At 64.6% G+C, this 13806-nt stretch carries 15 protein-coding genes and 1 tRNA gene; 1 reads left to right on the plus strand and 15 read right to left on the minus strand.

What is annotated here, in order from left to right:
- Window positions 1-34: 34 nt before the first annotated feature.
- The 9 genes from AC1DPF_RS00500 to AC1DPF_RS00540 all read right to left on the minus strand — a co-directional run bounded on the left by AC1DPF_RS00500 (window position 35) and on the right by AC1DPF_RS00540 (window position 8198).
- Window positions 35-211 carry a hypothetical protein gene (locus AC1DPF_RS00500; RefSeq protein ID WP_477866490.1) on the minus strand — a complete coding sequence of 59 codons (177 nt, stop codon included), beginning with the start codon at window positions 209-211 and terminating at the stop codon, window positions 35-37.
- On the minus strand, window positions 208-972 hold the full coding sequence (locus AC1DPF_RS00505) for an MBL fold metallo-hydrolase (RefSeq protein WP_477866488.1): 765 nt from the start codon (window positions 970-972) through the stop codon (window positions 208-210). The genes AC1DPF_RS00500 and AC1DPF_RS00505 overlap by 4 nt, the downstream gene beginning before the upstream one ends.
- The gene (locus tag AC1DPF_RS00510) at window positions 969-1745 is read right to left on the minus strand and encodes a TatD family hydrolase (protein ID WP_477866486.1); all 777 of its coding nucleotides are present in this window, start codon (window positions 1743-1745) and stop codon (window positions 969-971) included. The genes AC1DPF_RS00505 and AC1DPF_RS00510 overlap by 4 nt, the downstream gene beginning before the upstream one ends.
- Complete coding sequence (gene metG / locus AC1DPF_RS00515) at window positions 1745-3304, minus strand: methionine--tRNA ligase (RefSeq protein WP_477866484.1); 1560 nt, start codon at window positions 3302-3304, stop codon at window positions 1745-1747. Before metG ends, AC1DPF_RS00510 begins: the two co-directional genes overlap by 1 nt.
- Window positions 3305-3404: 100 nt before the next feature.
- Window positions 3405-4376, minus strand: coding sequence for an AAA family ATPase (locus tag AC1DPF_RS00520; protein WP_477959167.1), 972 nt, complete (start codon window positions 4374-4376; stop codon window positions 3405-3407).
- Window positions 4373-4999: a dTMP kinase gene (gene tmk / locus AC1DPF_RS00525; protein ID WP_477959169.1), complete on the minus strand. Its 627-nt coding sequence runs from the start codon at window positions 4997-4999 to the stop codon at window positions 4373-4375. Before tmk ends, AC1DPF_RS00520 begins: the two co-directional genes overlap by 4 nt.
- 4 nt (window positions 5000-5003) lie before the next feature.
- Window positions 5004-6182 (minus strand): D-alanyl-D-alanine carboxypeptidase family protein, encoded by a 1179-nt coding sequence (locus AC1DPF_RS00530; RefSeq protein ID WP_477959171.1) that lies wholly within the window; start codon window positions 6180-6182, stop codon window positions 5004-5006.
- Complete coding sequence (locus AC1DPF_RS00535) at window positions 6179-7099, minus strand: septal ring lytic transglycosylase RlpA family protein (RefSeq protein WP_477866476.1); 921 nt, start codon at window positions 7097-7099, stop codon at window positions 6179-6181. Before AC1DPF_RS00535 ends, AC1DPF_RS00530 begins: the two co-directional genes overlap by 4 nt.
- The gene (locus AC1DPF_RS00540; protein ID WP_477959173.1) at window positions 7083-8198 is read right to left on the minus strand and encodes a lytic murein transglycosylase; all 1116 of its coding nucleotides are present in this window, start codon (window positions 8196-8198) and stop codon (window positions 7083-7085) included. The genes AC1DPF_RS00535 and AC1DPF_RS00540 overlap by 17 nt, the downstream gene beginning before the upstream one ends.
- Before the next feature lie 125 nt (window positions 8199-8323).
- On the opposite strand from AC1DPF_RS00540, the gene AC1DPF_RS00545 reads away from it, so the two are divergent.
- Window positions 8324-8413 (plus strand) — tRNA-Ser (locus tag AC1DPF_RS00545).
- On the opposite strand, the gene AC1DPF_RS00550 is transcribed toward AC1DPF_RS00545, so the two are convergent.
- From AC1DPF_RS00550 to bamA, 6 genes are all read right to left on the minus strand, one after another.
- Complete coding sequence (locus tag AC1DPF_RS00550; protein WP_477959175.1) at window positions 8380-9207, minus strand: class I SAM-dependent methyltransferase; 828 nt, start codon at window positions 9205-9207, stop codon at window positions 8380-8382. The two genes, AC1DPF_RS00545 and AC1DPF_RS00550, sit on opposite strands and share 34 nt — an antisense overlap.
- Window positions 9204-9572, minus strand: a complete 369-nt coding sequence (locus AC1DPF_RS00555; protein ID WP_477959177.1) for a VanZ family protein — start codon at window positions 9570-9572, stop codon at window positions 9204-9206. The genes AC1DPF_RS00550 and AC1DPF_RS00555 overlap by 4 nt, the downstream gene beginning before the upstream one ends.
- Window positions 9573-9642: 70 nt before the next feature.
- On the minus strand, window positions 9643-9873 hold the full coding sequence (gene rpmE / locus AC1DPF_RS00560; RefSeq protein WP_340315886.1) for a 50S ribosomal protein L31: 231 nt from the start codon (window positions 9871-9873) through the stop codon (window positions 9643-9645).
- Window positions 9874-9976: 103 nt separating this feature from the next.
- A complete protein-coding gene (gene fabZ, locus AC1DPF_RS00565) occupies window positions 9977-10450 on the minus strand; it encodes a 3-hydroxyacyl-ACP dehydratase FabZ (protein ID WP_477959179.1) in 474 nt (157 codons plus the stop codon).
- 10 nt (window positions 10451-10460) lie between these two features.
- Window positions 10461-11099 (minus strand): OmpH family outer membrane protein, encoded by a 639-nt coding sequence (locus AC1DPF_RS00570; protein ID WP_477866466.1) that lies wholly within the window; start codon window positions 11097-11099, stop codon window positions 10461-10463.
- Window positions 11099-13753 (minus strand): outer membrane protein assembly factor BamA, encoded by a 2655-nt coding sequence (bamA, locus tag AC1DPF_RS00575; RefSeq protein WP_477866969.1) that lies wholly within the window; start codon window positions 13751-13753, stop codon window positions 11099-11101. The genes AC1DPF_RS00570 and bamA overlap by 1 nt, the downstream gene beginning before the upstream one ends.
- Between the last annotated feature and the right edge of the window lie 53 nt (window positions 13754-13806).

Genomic DNA, 13806 nt, shown 5'->3' on the forward strand with positions numbered 1-13806 from the left:
CGATAATATATATTATGTTAAATGCGCGGTTTAATCATGTGTTTCTGAAGATGACCATGACGACGACTGTGACGACCGCAATGATCGCGATCCAGAGCAGCGCCATCAGCAGCATCCTGCTCCGTGGCGTGCGATCGCGTGCGAGCCGAGGCAGCACAAGCGACAGCATGGCGGCGATCGCGACGCAGCCGACCAGCTGATCGGCCGTCACAATTGGACCTCCATCCCGTCATAGCCCGGTTCGACCCCATCGGGCAGCGATGCGCATAGACGAGCATAATCCATCGAATGATCCATGTGCGTCAGGATCGCGCGGCCAGGCCGGCATGTCGCGACGGCCTCGAGAGTCTGCGCGAGATGCGTATGGGTCGGATGCGGGCGTTCGCGCAAGGCGTCGACCACCCAGATGTCGACAGCTGCGAACATGTCGATCATGTCGCTCGTAACCTCATGGAAATCCGTCGAATATCCGACGGACTTACCGGCGCAGTCGAAGCGGAAACCGGCACTGAATATGCTGCCATGGGGCTGTACGACGTAGCGGACCCGGATATCACCGAGCTGCATATCCTTGCGCAGCACATGCGTTTCCACGGTCGGCGGATAGCCATCGCGGCCTTCGAACACATAGCTGAAGCGCTGCTGGAGCAGTGCCATGGTCTCGGCGACGGCATAGCCGGGCACCGGCGCCCGCCGCGCATGGAATATCTGCCGGACATCGTCGATGCCATGGCAGTGATCGGCATGGTCATGGGTCCACAGGATCGCGTCGAGGATGCCGCGATCGGCGTCGAGGAGCTGCTGGCGCATATCCGGCGTGGTATCGACGAGGATGCGCTGGATGCCGCTTTCGACCAGGATCGAGGCACGAGTCCGCCGGTTGCGCGGCTCGTTGGGATCGCAATCGCCCCAGTCATTGCCGATCCGCGGCACCCCGGATGACGTGCCGCACCCGAGGATGCGGAGCTTCATGGACGAGCTTTCGTGAACAGTTTGAAGAAATTAGCGCTGGTTTCTCGAGCAAGATCATCGATATTCCAGTCGAGTTCCTTCGCCAGGACGCGCGCGGTGTCGGCTACGAAGGCCGGCTCGCATGGCTTGCCGCGATGCGGCACCGGCGCCAGGAAAGGGCTGTCGGTCTCGATCAGCAGCCGGTCACGCGGGATGACACGGGCCGTCTCGCGCAGGTCGGCAGCGTTCTTGAAGGTCACGATTCCCGACAAGGAGATCGAAAATCCGAGATCCAGCATCGCCCGCGCGAGATCGGCGCTTCCGGTGAAGCAGTGGATGACCGCCGTGAAAGCCCCCTTCCCCATTTCATCGTCGAGGATCGCGATCGTGTCGGTCTCCGCGTCGCGGGTGTGGACGATCAGCGGCAGGCCCGTCTCGCGCGCCGCGGCGATATGGCGGCGGAAGCTGCCCCGCTGGCGATCGCGGTCCGACTTGTCATAATAGAAGTCGAGCCCCGTCTCGCCGATGCCGACGATCCGCGGATGCGCCGCCTTGTCGACCAGCAGCGTCGTCTCGATATCCTCATGGGTGTCGGCATCATGCGGATGGATGCCGACGCTTGCCCATACATCGGGCTCGCGCTCGGCTGTCTCGAGGACCGCATCCCATTCGGCGGCGCGGGTCGAGATATTGAGCATGGTCGTGACGCCCGCCGCGCGCGCAGCCGCCAGGACTTCCTGCTGGCGGTCGGCGAGGCCGGCGTAGTTCAGGTGGCAATGGCTGTCGACGAACATCAGGCTTCGGCTTCCTCCAGCTCCAGCCGCGGGAACAGCGGCACCGGCTGCGCGACCTTGTAGCCCGAGGTCCGCAAGGCGTCATACCAGGCCTGATCCTCGATCGCCGCGAAATCGCGGCCATCTGCCGCGATACCCATCTGGTCGAGCAGTTTGGCGGCACTGTCCGGGATGATCGGCAGGATCGCGATGGCAAGGTCACGGATCACGGAGAAAAGGGTGCCAAGCACGGTCTTCATCCGCTCGGGATCGCTCTTGCGCAGCGCCCAGGGCGCCTGCGCATCGACATATTGGTTGCAGGCGAACACCGCCTTCATCCATGCCTCGATGCCGACGGAAAAGGCGAGCTGCTCGAAGGCCCGCGGCGTTTCGTCGAGGCAGGCTGCGGCGACGGCGCGGACAAGTGCGGCATCCTCTTCGTTCCGGTCAAGTGCTGGCAACTCGCCGTCGAGATTCTTGAAGATCATCGAGAGCGTGCGCTGCGCCAGGTTGCCGAAGCTGTTGGCCAGTTCGGCGTTGCAGCGGTTGACGATCGACTCATGACCATAGCTGCCATCCTGGCCGAAGCTGACCTCGCGCAGCAGGAAATAGCGCAGCTGGTCGACCCCATAGCGTTCGGCCATCGCCCCAGGGTCGACGACATTGCCGACGGACTTCGACATCTTCTCGCCGCGGTTCAGCAGGAATCCGTGGCCGAACACCTGCTGGGGCAGCTCTATGCCCGCCGACATCAGGAAGGCCGGCCAATAGACTGCATGGAAGCGGACGATGTCCTTGCCGATCAGATGCAGATTGGCGGGCCAATAACGATCGAAGGTCTCGCCGCCATCCGGATAACCAAGCCCGGTGAGATAGTTGGTCAGCGCATCGACCCAGACATACATGACATGGCCCGGGCTGCCCGGAACCGGCACGCCCCAATCGAAGCTGGTGCGCGAGATCGACAGGTCGCTGAGCCCGCCCGAAACGAAGCTCATCACCTCGTTGCGGCGGCTTTCCGGGCGAATGAAGTCGGGCTGATCGCGGTACAGCGCCAGCAATCGCTCCTGATAGCTGGACAGGCGGAAGAACCAGCTTTCCTCCACCGTCCATTCCACGGGCGTGCCCTGCGGCGACAGCTTTGCCTCGCCGTCTCCCGCGATAAGTTCCTTTTCGTCGTAGAAGGCCTCGTCGCGAACCGAATACCAGCCCTCGTAGCGATCCAGATAGAGGTCGCCATTGGCCTCCATTGCTTTCCAGAGCGCCTGGCTCGCGGCGTAATGCTCGGCCTCGCTGGTGCGAATGAAGCGATCATAGGAGATGTTGAGAAGGTCATCCATCTCCTTGAAATGGGATGCCATTTCGTCAGCCAGGGCGCGCGGCGTGATATCGCGCGCGCGCGCCGCTTGCGCCATCTTCAGACCATGTTCGTCGGTGCCGGTCTGGAAGCGGACGTCGCGGCCCATCGAGCGCTGGAACCGGGCGATGGCATCGGCGGCGATCGCCTCATAGGCATGGCCGATATGCGGCCGGCCATTCGGATAGCTGATCGCCGTGGTGATATAATAGGGTGTCGACATGCGCTCAGCCATTAGGGACGCCAGCTACTATCCGCAACGGCGGTGATCGTTCCCTGTCGATCGAGCGACGGCGGAGTTCCGGCCTTCGCCGGAATGGCGATTATTTGTCCGGTGCCAGTTTCGCCAGCAGCGTCGCCAGCTCGAACACGGTCGTCGATGGATCGAGCGACAGATGGACCGCGCTTTCGCCGACGCGGCGCGCCTCCTCCCATAGCGCGATGGCATTTGCCAGCGCCGGCCCCTCGCGGCCCCGCGCCTCGGCGGCGATGCGGGCCGGAACGCGGCCGAGATAGGCTTCGTAGCGAGCCTGCGCCGCTTTGATACCGAGTTGCTTCGCCAGCGCCGAGCGGATCGCGTTGGTGGGGTCGCCCTCCCCCACCAGCCGGTCTATCGCCGCATCGAGCGTTCCGATGTCCAGGCCGGCAAAACCCAGCGCGCGACCGGGCGATCCTTCGCCCACCGCCACCAGCGCTTCGATCTCGTCGCGAGGCTCCTCCGGAAGCAGGCGCTGGAGCGCGAGCAGCATCTGATCGCCGCTCAACGCGCCGAAGCGCAGTAGCCGACAGCGCGAGCGGATCGTCGGCAGCAGCTTGCCGGGAGCATGGCTGATCAGCAGGAAGACCGTGCCCGCGGGCGGTTCCTCGAGATTCTTGAGCAGCGCATTGGCGCCGTTGCGCTCCAGGTCGTCGATCGCATCGATGATCACCACCCGGCGCGGCGACAGGCTGGGCGTTGTCGCGAACAGGCCCTGGAGCGACCGCACCTGCTCGATGTTGATCGACCGCGCCAGATCGTCGGATTTGTCCTTGGTCAACCGGGCGAGGATGCGCAGGTCGGGATGGCTGCCGGCGCGGATATAGCGTGCGACGGGATGATCGTCGGGCGTTTCGAAGCCGGGCAGATGCACGAGCGGCCCGGCGGCATCGGCGAGAAGCCGGGTGGCCGCCTGAAGCGCGAAGCTCGCCTTGCCGACACCCTCCGGGCCGGTCAGCAGCCAGGCATGATGGAGCCGCCCGGAGTCGGCCGCAGCGCGGAAGGCGGCGATCTGGCTGTCATGGCCGACCAGCTTCACGGCAGCAGGTCCGATAGCTCGGCCATCAGCCGTGCTGTCACCTCTTCGGGCTTGCCTTCCGCCGATATCAGCCTGATCCGCTCCGGCGCGGCCTGCGCCAACTCGCGAAATGCCGCCGCCACGCGGTCGTGGAAGCCGCCATCCCTCTTCTCGAAACGATCGCTCAGTCCGATGCCGGCGGCCGCCTGGCGGAAGCCGGCGTCGTAAACGGGCATATCCAGCAATAGCGTCCGATCCGGCAGGAAGTCCTTGCTGCCAATCTGGTGAAGCGTCTGGATCGCGTCGGCGCCCAGCCCGTCGGCGCCCCCCTGATAGGCCAGCGAGCTATCGAGAAATCGGTCGCAGATCACCCATTTTCCGACCTCTATGGCTGGCAGGATTGTCTTCTCGAGGTGATCGGCACGCGCCGCCGCGAACAGCAGCGCCTCCGCCCGCGCGCTCCAGCGGTCGCCGGCGCCTTCGAGCAGCAGTGCCCGGATCGCCTCGGCGCCGGGACTGCCGCCCGGCTCGCGGGTTTCGACCACGTCCAGGCCGCAGTCCCGCAGGGCCGCGGCGAGCGCGCGCGCCTGCGTCGACTTGCCGACCCCTTCTCCGCCCTCCAGCGTTATGAACTTGCCGGCCACGGCCTCAGGCGAGGCCGAACAGCCAGCGCAGCCCGGCCATGATCCGGTCGAAGAAGCCGGCCGTGCCGACATCCTTGTCGGCGACCAGCGGAAGCTTCTGCGGCACCATGTCCGGCCCGGTGACGACGAGGTCGGCGATATGATCGCCCGCCTTGAACGGCGCCTTGATCGGCCCCTGATAGACCACCTTGGTCTTCAGGTCCGATCCCAGGCCTGCCGGAATGGTAACGGTCAGGTTTTTCGGCGCGACCAGGCCGACCTCGCGCTCGTCGCCGAGCTGAACCTCGGCGGTCTGGACCTTGCGGCCCTTGGCGACGAGCGGCTTGGCCTGCCAGGCCCGGAAGCCCCAGTTCATGAAGGTGACCGACTGGTCGATCCGCTCGTTGAACGCGTGCAGCCCGGACAGCACCATCACCAGCCGGCGGCCATTCTGCTCGGCCGAGCCGGTAAAACCATAGCCGGCCTCCTCGGTGTGGCCGGTCTTGAGCCCGTCGGCGCCGGCGACACGGCCGAGCAATGGATCGCGGTTCGCTTGGGTGATCGCGGTGCCGCTGCCCATCGTCTTGCCCCAGGTGAAGTTCGGGCGGCTGTAGAAGGTCTTGTAGAGCTTCGGATGCTCCTCGATGGTCTTTTCGGCCAAGGTGGCGAGATCGCGTGCGGTGACATAGGTGACGCCCGCGTCGGGCCAGCCGTTCGAGTTGCCGAAATGGCTGTTGGTCAGGCCCATTTCCTGCGCGCGCCGGTTCATCAGCGCGGCGAAAGCCTGTTCGGTGCCCGAGATATGCTCGGCAAGCACGACGCAGGCGTCGTTGCCGGAGAGCGTCACGATCCCGAACAGCAGGTTGGCGATGCTGACCTGCTCGCCCGGGGACAGGAACATGGTCGAGCCGGCTGCAGGGCCGTGCCACTGCTTCCAGGTCTCGGGCCTGACCGTGGCCATCGCATCGAGCTTCAACTCGCCCTTCTCGATCAGGTCGAAGGCGACATAGACGGTCATCATCTTGGCCATCGATGCCGGCGGCATGCGCTGATCCGGGTTCTTGGCATAGAGAATCGCGCCCGACGACAGGTCCTTCATGAAGGCGACCGGTGCCGGCGTGTCGAAGACCGGAGCGGCGGCTTGGGCAGGCAGGCCGGCGAGCAGGAAAAGCGCGGGCATCAAGGCGATCGGGCGGCGCATCATTGTGGAATCGTTCCCTCTGGAATCTTGCTGTTGCTGGAGATCAGGACCAGCCTGGCATCCTGATAGCCGTCCGACCGGACCTGCGCCAGCGCGCTTGTCGCCTCGTCTTCGCTCTTATAGGGGCCCGTCCGCACCCGCCACAATGCGCCCACCGGCTCGATGCGGCCAGCGACCATTTCAGCGATCTCCTCGGCCCGGCTACGCAGGCCGACGGCCGTCACCTGGACGAACCAGCCGCCGACCGGCACGGCCGCATCGGGTATGGCGGCGGCGACCCGCGGCGGCGCAACCGGATCGGGCGCACGGGCCGCGAAGCGCTGGTTGAGGAGGGCAAGTTCACCGCCGTTGGCATTGGGCCTTGCCGAGGCGGGACGCCCCCAGCGCAGCGCCAGTCGGTCCGAATCGCCCGGGAAGACGCGACGGACGCGGACGCGCGATACGCCGGTGCGCTCGATGCCCAGCAACTGGGCCGAGCGGCGCGAGAGATCGATGATGCGATTGGTGACGAACGGGCCGCGATCGTTGATGCGGACGACAATGGTGCGGCCGGTGTCGAGCGCTGTCACCTCGACATAGCAAGGCAAGGGCAAGGTCTTGTGCGCCGCACCGACGCGATCCATGTCGAAAACTTCGCCATTGGCGGTCTGCCCGCCATGGAATTGCGCCCCATACCAGGAGGCCAGCCCGACTTCGTCATAGCCGACGGCATCGGCAGGATAATACCATATGCCGCCGACCTCATAGGGCTTGCCGAGCTTGACTGGGGTGTCGGAGGCGGGGCCGCTTGGCTTGGGTTGCGGGACGACACGGCCCGGCTTGTGGCGCGGCCGGCCGGAGGGATGCTCGGGCGGGGACAGTCCGCAACTCGCCAGCAGCAGGGTCAGCGCCAGCGCGGCAAGTCTACTGGACGATCGCATCGCCAAGCAGGCCCACCGACAGCGCGTAGAAATTCGAGCAGTTATAATCGAGGATCGAGCGGTAGTTGGTCGTGAGCAGATAGCCGGTTCGCCCGTTGCCGTCCGGCTCGATCAGGGTCGCCAGCTCATCCTCCGCCGGCACCCGGCCGCTGAGCATCGTCAGCCCCTTGTCGCGCCATTCCGAGATGGTGAGCCAGCGGCTTTGGCGTGCGAACACGCGCGGGCAGCGCGGCGACGATAGCGGCGAGCGGATCGCGGCCCGGTCGATCCCATCCGGTACGCGCACGGCCACGCCCCAGGGCACGCCGGGCTTCCACCCCGCATCCTTCAGATAATTGCCGATCGACGCCAGCGCATCCGGTTCGCTGCGCCAGATATCGACCTTGCCGTCGCGATCGCCATCGGTGCCGAGCCGCAGATAGACGCTCGGCAGGAACTGCGGATAGCCGGTCGCGCCCGCCCAGCTCCCTTTCAGTTGCGCGCGCGGCACCCCCTGCTGGAGCAGCAACAAGGCATTGAGGAACTCGTCGGCAAACAGCTCGCGGCGGCGGCCTTCGAAAGCGAGCGTGGCGAGCGAGCTCAGCAGGTCGAAATTGCCGGTGAAGGTGCCATAGCCGGTCTCGTGACCATAGATTGCGAGCATGATCTGCTCGGGGACGCCGCTATTCTGTTCGATCGACAGCAGCAGCGGGCGCAGCGATCCATAGCGCGAACGGCCCATGCCGATCCGCACCGCATCGACATGGCTGGCGAGGTATGGCGCGAAATCCGGCGGATTGACGACCGTGGCAGGCGTCGCCCCGGGCTGCGCGCGATCGAGCCGAACCACCCGCGCGCTGAAGTTCAGCGTCGGCAGGGTCGCGTCGAACAGCGCCGGGCTGACCCCCATCGCCAGCGCGCGCGGGCGCAGGCCCGCGACGTAGGTGCGCATCAGGCTGTCCTGCGACGGCGCGGCCGGCGCGGGGGCGTCGACGACCTGCGCAGCGTCGTCGGGCGCCTGCCCCTCCCCCGCGATCGTCTGCGCGATCGAAGGCGCTTCCATGGCGGCGAGCGCCATCATTGTCATGGCCGCGGCCGCGATACGCAACAGGCTTGGCATTACATCCCCTTTGTTCGCAATCTGCTTGCCACAGCTTGGACCGGTGGTGAAATGCTTTGATCGCGCCGCTTGCACGAAAGGCCGCACCGACGATATGGAGCCCTTCCGCTCGGACGTTCCGATGCGGAGAGGTGGCCGAGTGGTTTAAGGCAGCGGTCTTGAAAACCGCCGATGGTGCAAGCTATCCGTGGGTTCGAATCCCACCCTCTCCGCCATTGTGCGATTTGCGCAGCAGCAATTCGATATAGGGTGCGATCAAGCCCGGAGGGCAGTTTGCCAGCTTGCCGAGCGATGCGTATATCCTGCCTGCGATAGAATCACCGCCGTGGATCGCATGCCGTGCCGCCAGCCAGTTTGCGTCTCCATCCATGCTGAAACGCCCGCGCAGTGCGCGCATCAGCCGCCATGGAGACAGGCCGCGCTGCAAGACGCGGCCGGTGAGGCGATCTGCCGCGCGCGGCAGGTAGTTGACCAGCCATCGTCCCGAATGGCGCTCCCGCAGCGCGATGCGGCTTGCCGTGCCGCAGATGAAGAGGTGGCCGCCCGGCCGCAATGTCCGGTGCAGTTCGGCGAGCACGGCATCCAGCCGTACCGGATCGACATATTCGAGAACGCTGTTGGCGATGATGAGGTCGAAGCTCGCGTCCACCAGCGGAAGGCCCTGCCCCGCTGCAACATGGCGAACGGTTCCGGCCAGGCCGTGCCGCTGCAGATTGGTCTCGGCGACCGCTATGAGCGCCGGATCGATATCGACGGCTGTCACCCGCGCGCCGAGGGCGGCCAGCACCACGGCGGAGCCCCCGACGTTGCAGCCGAACTCAAGCACGTCGCGGTTCGCCGCCTCGATCCGGTAAGCCCGGAGCGCAGGGCGGAGATGTTCCCATTCATAATCGGCATAGCCGCCTACCCAGCGGTCTGCAGGGTCGAGGCCGGCGGCGCAGGCTGCCTGTTCGAAACGCCGCTGGGCCGCACCTTCGGGATCGAAGGTGGGACGCGGCGGAACGGTCATGCGGCGAACAGGATCGGGAAGCGCTTCTCGAGCAGTGCGGCCACGCCCATGGCGACGAGGATCGCCGCGCTGTCGGCGACCCAGTCCCACACGCTTGCATCGCGGCCGATGAACGGTATCGCCTGGCTGATCTCGATGAACGCGCCGAACAGCGACAGCCCCGTCACCAGCAGCCAGCCGGGGCGCGCCCGATAGGCGATCCGTCCGAGCAGGGTCAGCACCAGGAAGGCGGCGATATGATCGGTCTTGTCGCTGCCGCCCAGCGATGGCGCTTCATCGCGTGGCGCGATGGCGAACAGATAGACGATCAGCAGCACCGTCCAGAAGATCGGCAACCGATAGCGGCGGTAAAGCGTCAGAACCATGACAGCCCCAAAATGAAAATGGCCGGGCGATGCCCAGCCATGTCCATTGGTCCGAAGGAGGACGCCAGGCTCATTTCTTGCCGAGCGTCAGTCCACCGAAGCGCTTGTTGAAGCGAGCCACCTGGCCGCCGGTGTCGAGCAGGCCGGACTTGCCACCAGTCCAGGCCGGATGCACCGAAGGATCGATGTCGAGCTGGAGGGTGTCGCCTTCCTTGCCGTAGGTCGAGCGGCTGTCATAGACGGTGCCGTCAACGAGTTGCACCTTGATCCGATGATAATCGGGATGAATGTCTTTCTTCATGTCTTCTGGCTCCGAGAGAAAGGCTGGTTTCCGACCAGCCGGAGAAGCGAAGCGCGGCCTCTACAGGCTGAGGCGCTATATGGCAAGGGTCCGGCTGTGCGCCTTATTCCTTTGGTGGATCGGCGATCATGGCGGTGAAGTTCGCCTGGGCAGCAAGCTTGTCGCCGACATAGGCCTTGCCCTCGAACTTGCAGACGCTGGCACGTTTCTGGACAAAAGCGACCTCGAGGCGGAGCAGCACGCCCGGCTCAACCGGTGCGCGGAACTTCGCCTCGTCGATCGCCATGAAATAGACCAGCTTGCCCGACCCGGCGAGCCCGAACGTCTCCACCGCCAGCACGCCGGCAGCCTGTGCCAGCGCCTCGACGATCAGCACGCCCGGCATGATTGGGCGGCCCGGAAAATGCCCCTGGAAGAAGCTCTCGTTGATCGTGACCGCTTTCACCGCGGAAATCCGCTCGTCGACCACCAGTTCCTCGACGCGATCGACGAGGAGCATGGGGTAGCGATGCGGCAAAGCCGCCATGACCCGCCGGATATCCAGCGGGCCAAGCGTGGTGCTTACGGATTCGCTCATAGACTGGCGATCAGCGTCCCGTGGCGGCGGCGGCGGGCTGCTCGGCCTGGCCCGGCTGCCAGTTGGCCGGCGGCGTGATCGACGCGCTGGGGACGAGCGCGTTGAGCTGGGTCACGACATCAAGCGTCATGTCCGATCCGCCCTGCACCGCAACCACGGCGTCGGGAGAGAGCACGATACCGACGCGCTTGGCCGCCATCGCCGCCTTCAGCGCCTGCTCGACCTTGCTGCCGATCTGCTCCTTCACATAGGCTTCCGGGCGCGCGAAGGGCATCGTCATGCGCTGCAGCTCATTCTGCGCAGCCTGCCCGCGCGCCTGGAAGGCATTGATCTTGGCTTCCAGCGTCGCCTTGGGCGTCGCTGGGTTGCGCTGCAGTGTCTCGATCTCGGTCCGCAGCGGCGTCAGCTCGCTCTGGATCGCAGTCTGGCGGGTCTGGAAAGCGGTGATCTGTGCCTTGTAGGTGGTCTGGATCTGGCCGACGGCTGCCTTATAGGCTGCCGAATTGGCAACGGCTGCGTCCAGATTGACCACCGCAACGCCGGTATTCACCGTGGCAGCGGCGGGCGCAGCAGCAGCCTGAGCGTGCGCCGCCATCGGCATGAACGCAACGCCAGCCGCAAGCGCGGTCATCTTCAGAAGCGATTTCATCAGAACTGTGTCCCTACGTTGAAAGTGAAGAGTTTGGTGTTGTCGCCCTTTTCCTTCAGCAGGACCTTGGCGATATCTAGGCGGAACGGTCCGAACGGCGAGTTCCAGTTCACTCCGAAGCCCACCGACAGGCGCGGCTTGGGGGAGTCGCCGAGGAAATCCTCCCTGAAGGGCTGGATCGGGCTGGACGCCGGCGTATTCGCCAAGTTCCCGACGCACGGCCCGTTTGCGGTGTTCGAATAGCCGGTTTGGCACAAGGTCTGCGCCCCTGCATTTGGCGCGCCTACCGGAACCTGATAGATTTGCCGGCCCTTGCTGTCCACGATGTTCCGCAGGGAGGGCTCATAGGTACCGTCGGCATTCTGCTGGAAAGGATAGCCGGGGAGTCCTGGCGCCGTGAGCGGTGGACGGCTCACGCCGAATACCGCACCGACATCCATGAAGATCGAAGGCCTCAGCCCGAGTTCCCGGGCGCCGTTGCCCAGCGGCAACTCAAGCTCCAGTCGACCCTTGTAATAGGTGTCGCCGCCGAGCGCGTCGTCGACCGAATGATCCTTGTCGCTCAGGAAGGACTTGGTGGCCGTGTCGTATAGCGAACGCCTCACGCGTGGACCGACGCCGCGGATTCCGAACCCGCGCATTTCCGGCTCGCCAAGATAGAAACGATCGGTCAGGCGAACGTTCTGCCCGAGGCCCTTGATATAGCCACCCTCGATGCCGGCTGAGAAAACGAAGCCGCCGCCGAAACCCCAATATTTCGTCGCCTCGACAGACGTCTTGATATAGCGGACCTCGCCGCCCAGACCGGCGAAATCCTGGCTCAGCACGGCACGCTGGCCTCGAGTTGGGCGTAGGCGGTTGTTCAGGTTGTCGAACACCAGCGAATAACCGACCGACGAGGTCAGCCGCTTGCCGATCGCCTCGCACAGATAGCGGCCGGCAACGAGCGGATCGCAGGCGCCGTTCGTGTAGAAGGTGAACTTGTTCAGCGAAACATCGTCATAGCTGAGGCCGTAGCGCATCGCCATGGTGATGAACTCGGTCAGCGGCACGCCCGCACGCAGCTGGAAACCGGTGGTCGCCTGCTTGTAGGTGGTGTCGCGATCGCCGCTATTGAAATTGAACGAATTATAGTCGCGCCGGAACAGGTCGACGCCGACAGCGATATTCTTGTCGAACACATAAGGCTCGGTGAAGCCGAGCTCGACCGACTTCGAATAGGTCGAGTAGCTGACGCCGGCGCGGATCTCCTGGCCCTTGCCCATGAAGTTGCGTTCGCGGATCGACAGGTCGACGATGAATTTCTCGAGGCTGGAATAGCCCGCCGAAACCTGGAGTTCGCCGGTCGACTTTTCTTCGACATTGGCTTCCAGCACGACGCGATCGGGCGCCGAACCCGGCTTCTGCTCGACTTCGAACTTGTCCTGGAAGAAGCCCAGCGACTGGATGCGATCGCGCGACCGCTTGACCTTGAAGCTGTTGAACGCGTCGCCCTCGGCGAGGCGGAACTCGCGGCGGACGACCTTGTCCTTGGTGTGCGTATTGCCGTTGATGTCGATCCGTTCGACATAGACGCGAGGCGCCTGGTTGATCTTGAAGACGACGCCCATCGTCTTGCTGTCCTTGTCACGATTGAAATCGGGACGGACATCGGGGGTGAAGCCGAACAGACCGGTCACTTCGGTGATCGAGTCCACCGTATCCTCGACCTGCTTGGCGTTGTACCAGTCGCCCTTCTTCATCGGCAGCAGATATTTGAACTTGTCCGCCTTGATGTCGCGGATCTCGCTCTCGAGATCGACGTCGCCGAATTTGTAGCGATCGCCTTCCTCGACGACATAGGTGATGATGAAGTCCTTGCGGTCCGGCGTCAGCTCGGCGACCGCCGAAACCACGCGGAAATCGGCATAGCCATTGGTCAGGTAGAACTGCCGCAGCTTCTGCTGGTCATAGGACATGCGGTCGGGATCGTAGCTGGTGCCCGACGAGAAGATCTTGGTGATGCCGGTCTGCTTGGTCACCATCTCGCCGCGAAGGCGGCCATCGGAGAATTTCTCGTTGCCGATGATGTTGATCTTGCGGACCTTGGACTTGTCGCCCTCGTGGATCTCGAAAATGATGTCGACGCGGTTCTGGTCGAGCAGCACCATCTTCGGCTCGATCGTCGCGGCGAAGCGGCCTTGGCGGCGGTAGAGCTCGATGATCCGGTTGACGTCGGCGCGCACCTTCGAGCGGGTGAAGATCTGCCGCGGCGCCAGCTTGATCTCGGGATTGATCTTCTCGGCCTTGAGCCGCTTGTTGCCCTCCAGCACGATCCGGTTGATCACCGGGTTCTCGCGCACCTGCAGGATGATATTGCCGGCACCGTCATCGCGGATCTGAACATCCGCAAACAATTCGGTCTCGTAGAGATCCTTCAGCGCCTGATCGAGCGATTCGCGGGTATAAGGCTCACCAGGCGTCAGCTTGACGTAGGATCGTACCGTATCCGGCTCGAGGCGCTCCGAGCCGGCGACATTGACGGTCTTGATGATGCCCGATCCGGCAGGCGCCGCTGTGACGGCAGGTGGCTGAGCGGCGGGAAGTGACGGCGCAGATGCAGCGGGCTCTCCCACCGTCTGGGCCAGTACCGGTTGTGCCATGCCGCCGAGCATCGTGCCGACGAGGAGCGCCGGCACGAGCCGCGCCCGATTGATGTTCGCCGTCG

Source organism: Rhizorhabdus sp. P4_G6 (assembly GCF_056401045.1).

Excerpts from the sequence above, each read along its gene's own strand:
- bamA (WP_477866969.1), bottom strand. The coding sequence starts at position 13,753 with ATGCTCGGCGGCATGGCACAACCGGTACTGGCCCAGACGGTGGGAGAG.
- rpmE (WP_340315886.1), bottom strand. The coding sequence starts at position 9,873 with ATGAAGAAAGACATTCATCCCGATTATCATCGGATCAAGGTGCAACTC.
- AC1DPF_RS00535 (WP_477866476.1), bottom strand. The coding sequence starts at position 7,099 with ATGCGATCGTCCAGTAGACTTGCCGCGCTGGCGCTGACCCTGCTGCTG.
- AC1DPF_RS00550 (WP_477959175.1), bottom strand. The coding sequence starts at position 9,207 with ATGACCGTTCCGCCGCGTCCCACCTTCGATCCCGAAGGTGCGGCCCAG.
- metG (WP_477866484.1), bottom strand. The coding sequence starts at position 3,304 with ATGTCGACACCCTATTATATCACCACGGCGATCAGCTATCCGAATGGC.
- fabZ (WP_477959179.1), bottom strand. The coding sequence starts at position 10,450 with ATGAGCGAATCCGTAAGCACCACGCTTGGCCCGCTGGATATCCGGCGG.
- AC1DPF_RS00510 (WP_477866486.1), bottom strand. The coding sequence starts at position 1,745 with ATGTTCGTCGACAGCCATTGCCACCTGAACTACGCCGGCCTCGCCGAC.
- AC1DPF_RS00505 (WP_477866488.1), bottom strand. The coding sequence starts at position 972 with ATGAAGCTCCGCATCCTCGGGTGCGGCACGTCATCCGGGGTGCCGCGG.
- AC1DPF_RS00540 (WP_477959173.1), bottom strand. The coding sequence starts at position 8,198 with ATGCCAAGCCTGTTGCGTATCGCGGCCGCGGCCATGACAATGATGGCG.
- AC1DPF_RS00530 (WP_477959171.1), bottom strand. The coding sequence starts at position 6,182 with ATGATGCGCCGCCCGATCGCCTTGATGCCCGCGCTTTTCCTGCTCGCC.
- AC1DPF_RS00555 (WP_477959177.1), bottom strand. The coding sequence starts at position 9,572 with ATGGTTCTGACGCTTTACCGCCGCTATCGGTTGCCGATCTTCTGGACG.
- AC1DPF_RS00570 (WP_477866466.1), bottom strand. The coding sequence starts at position 11,099 with ATGAAATCGCTTCTGAAGATGACCGCGCTTGCGGCTGGCGTTGCGTTC.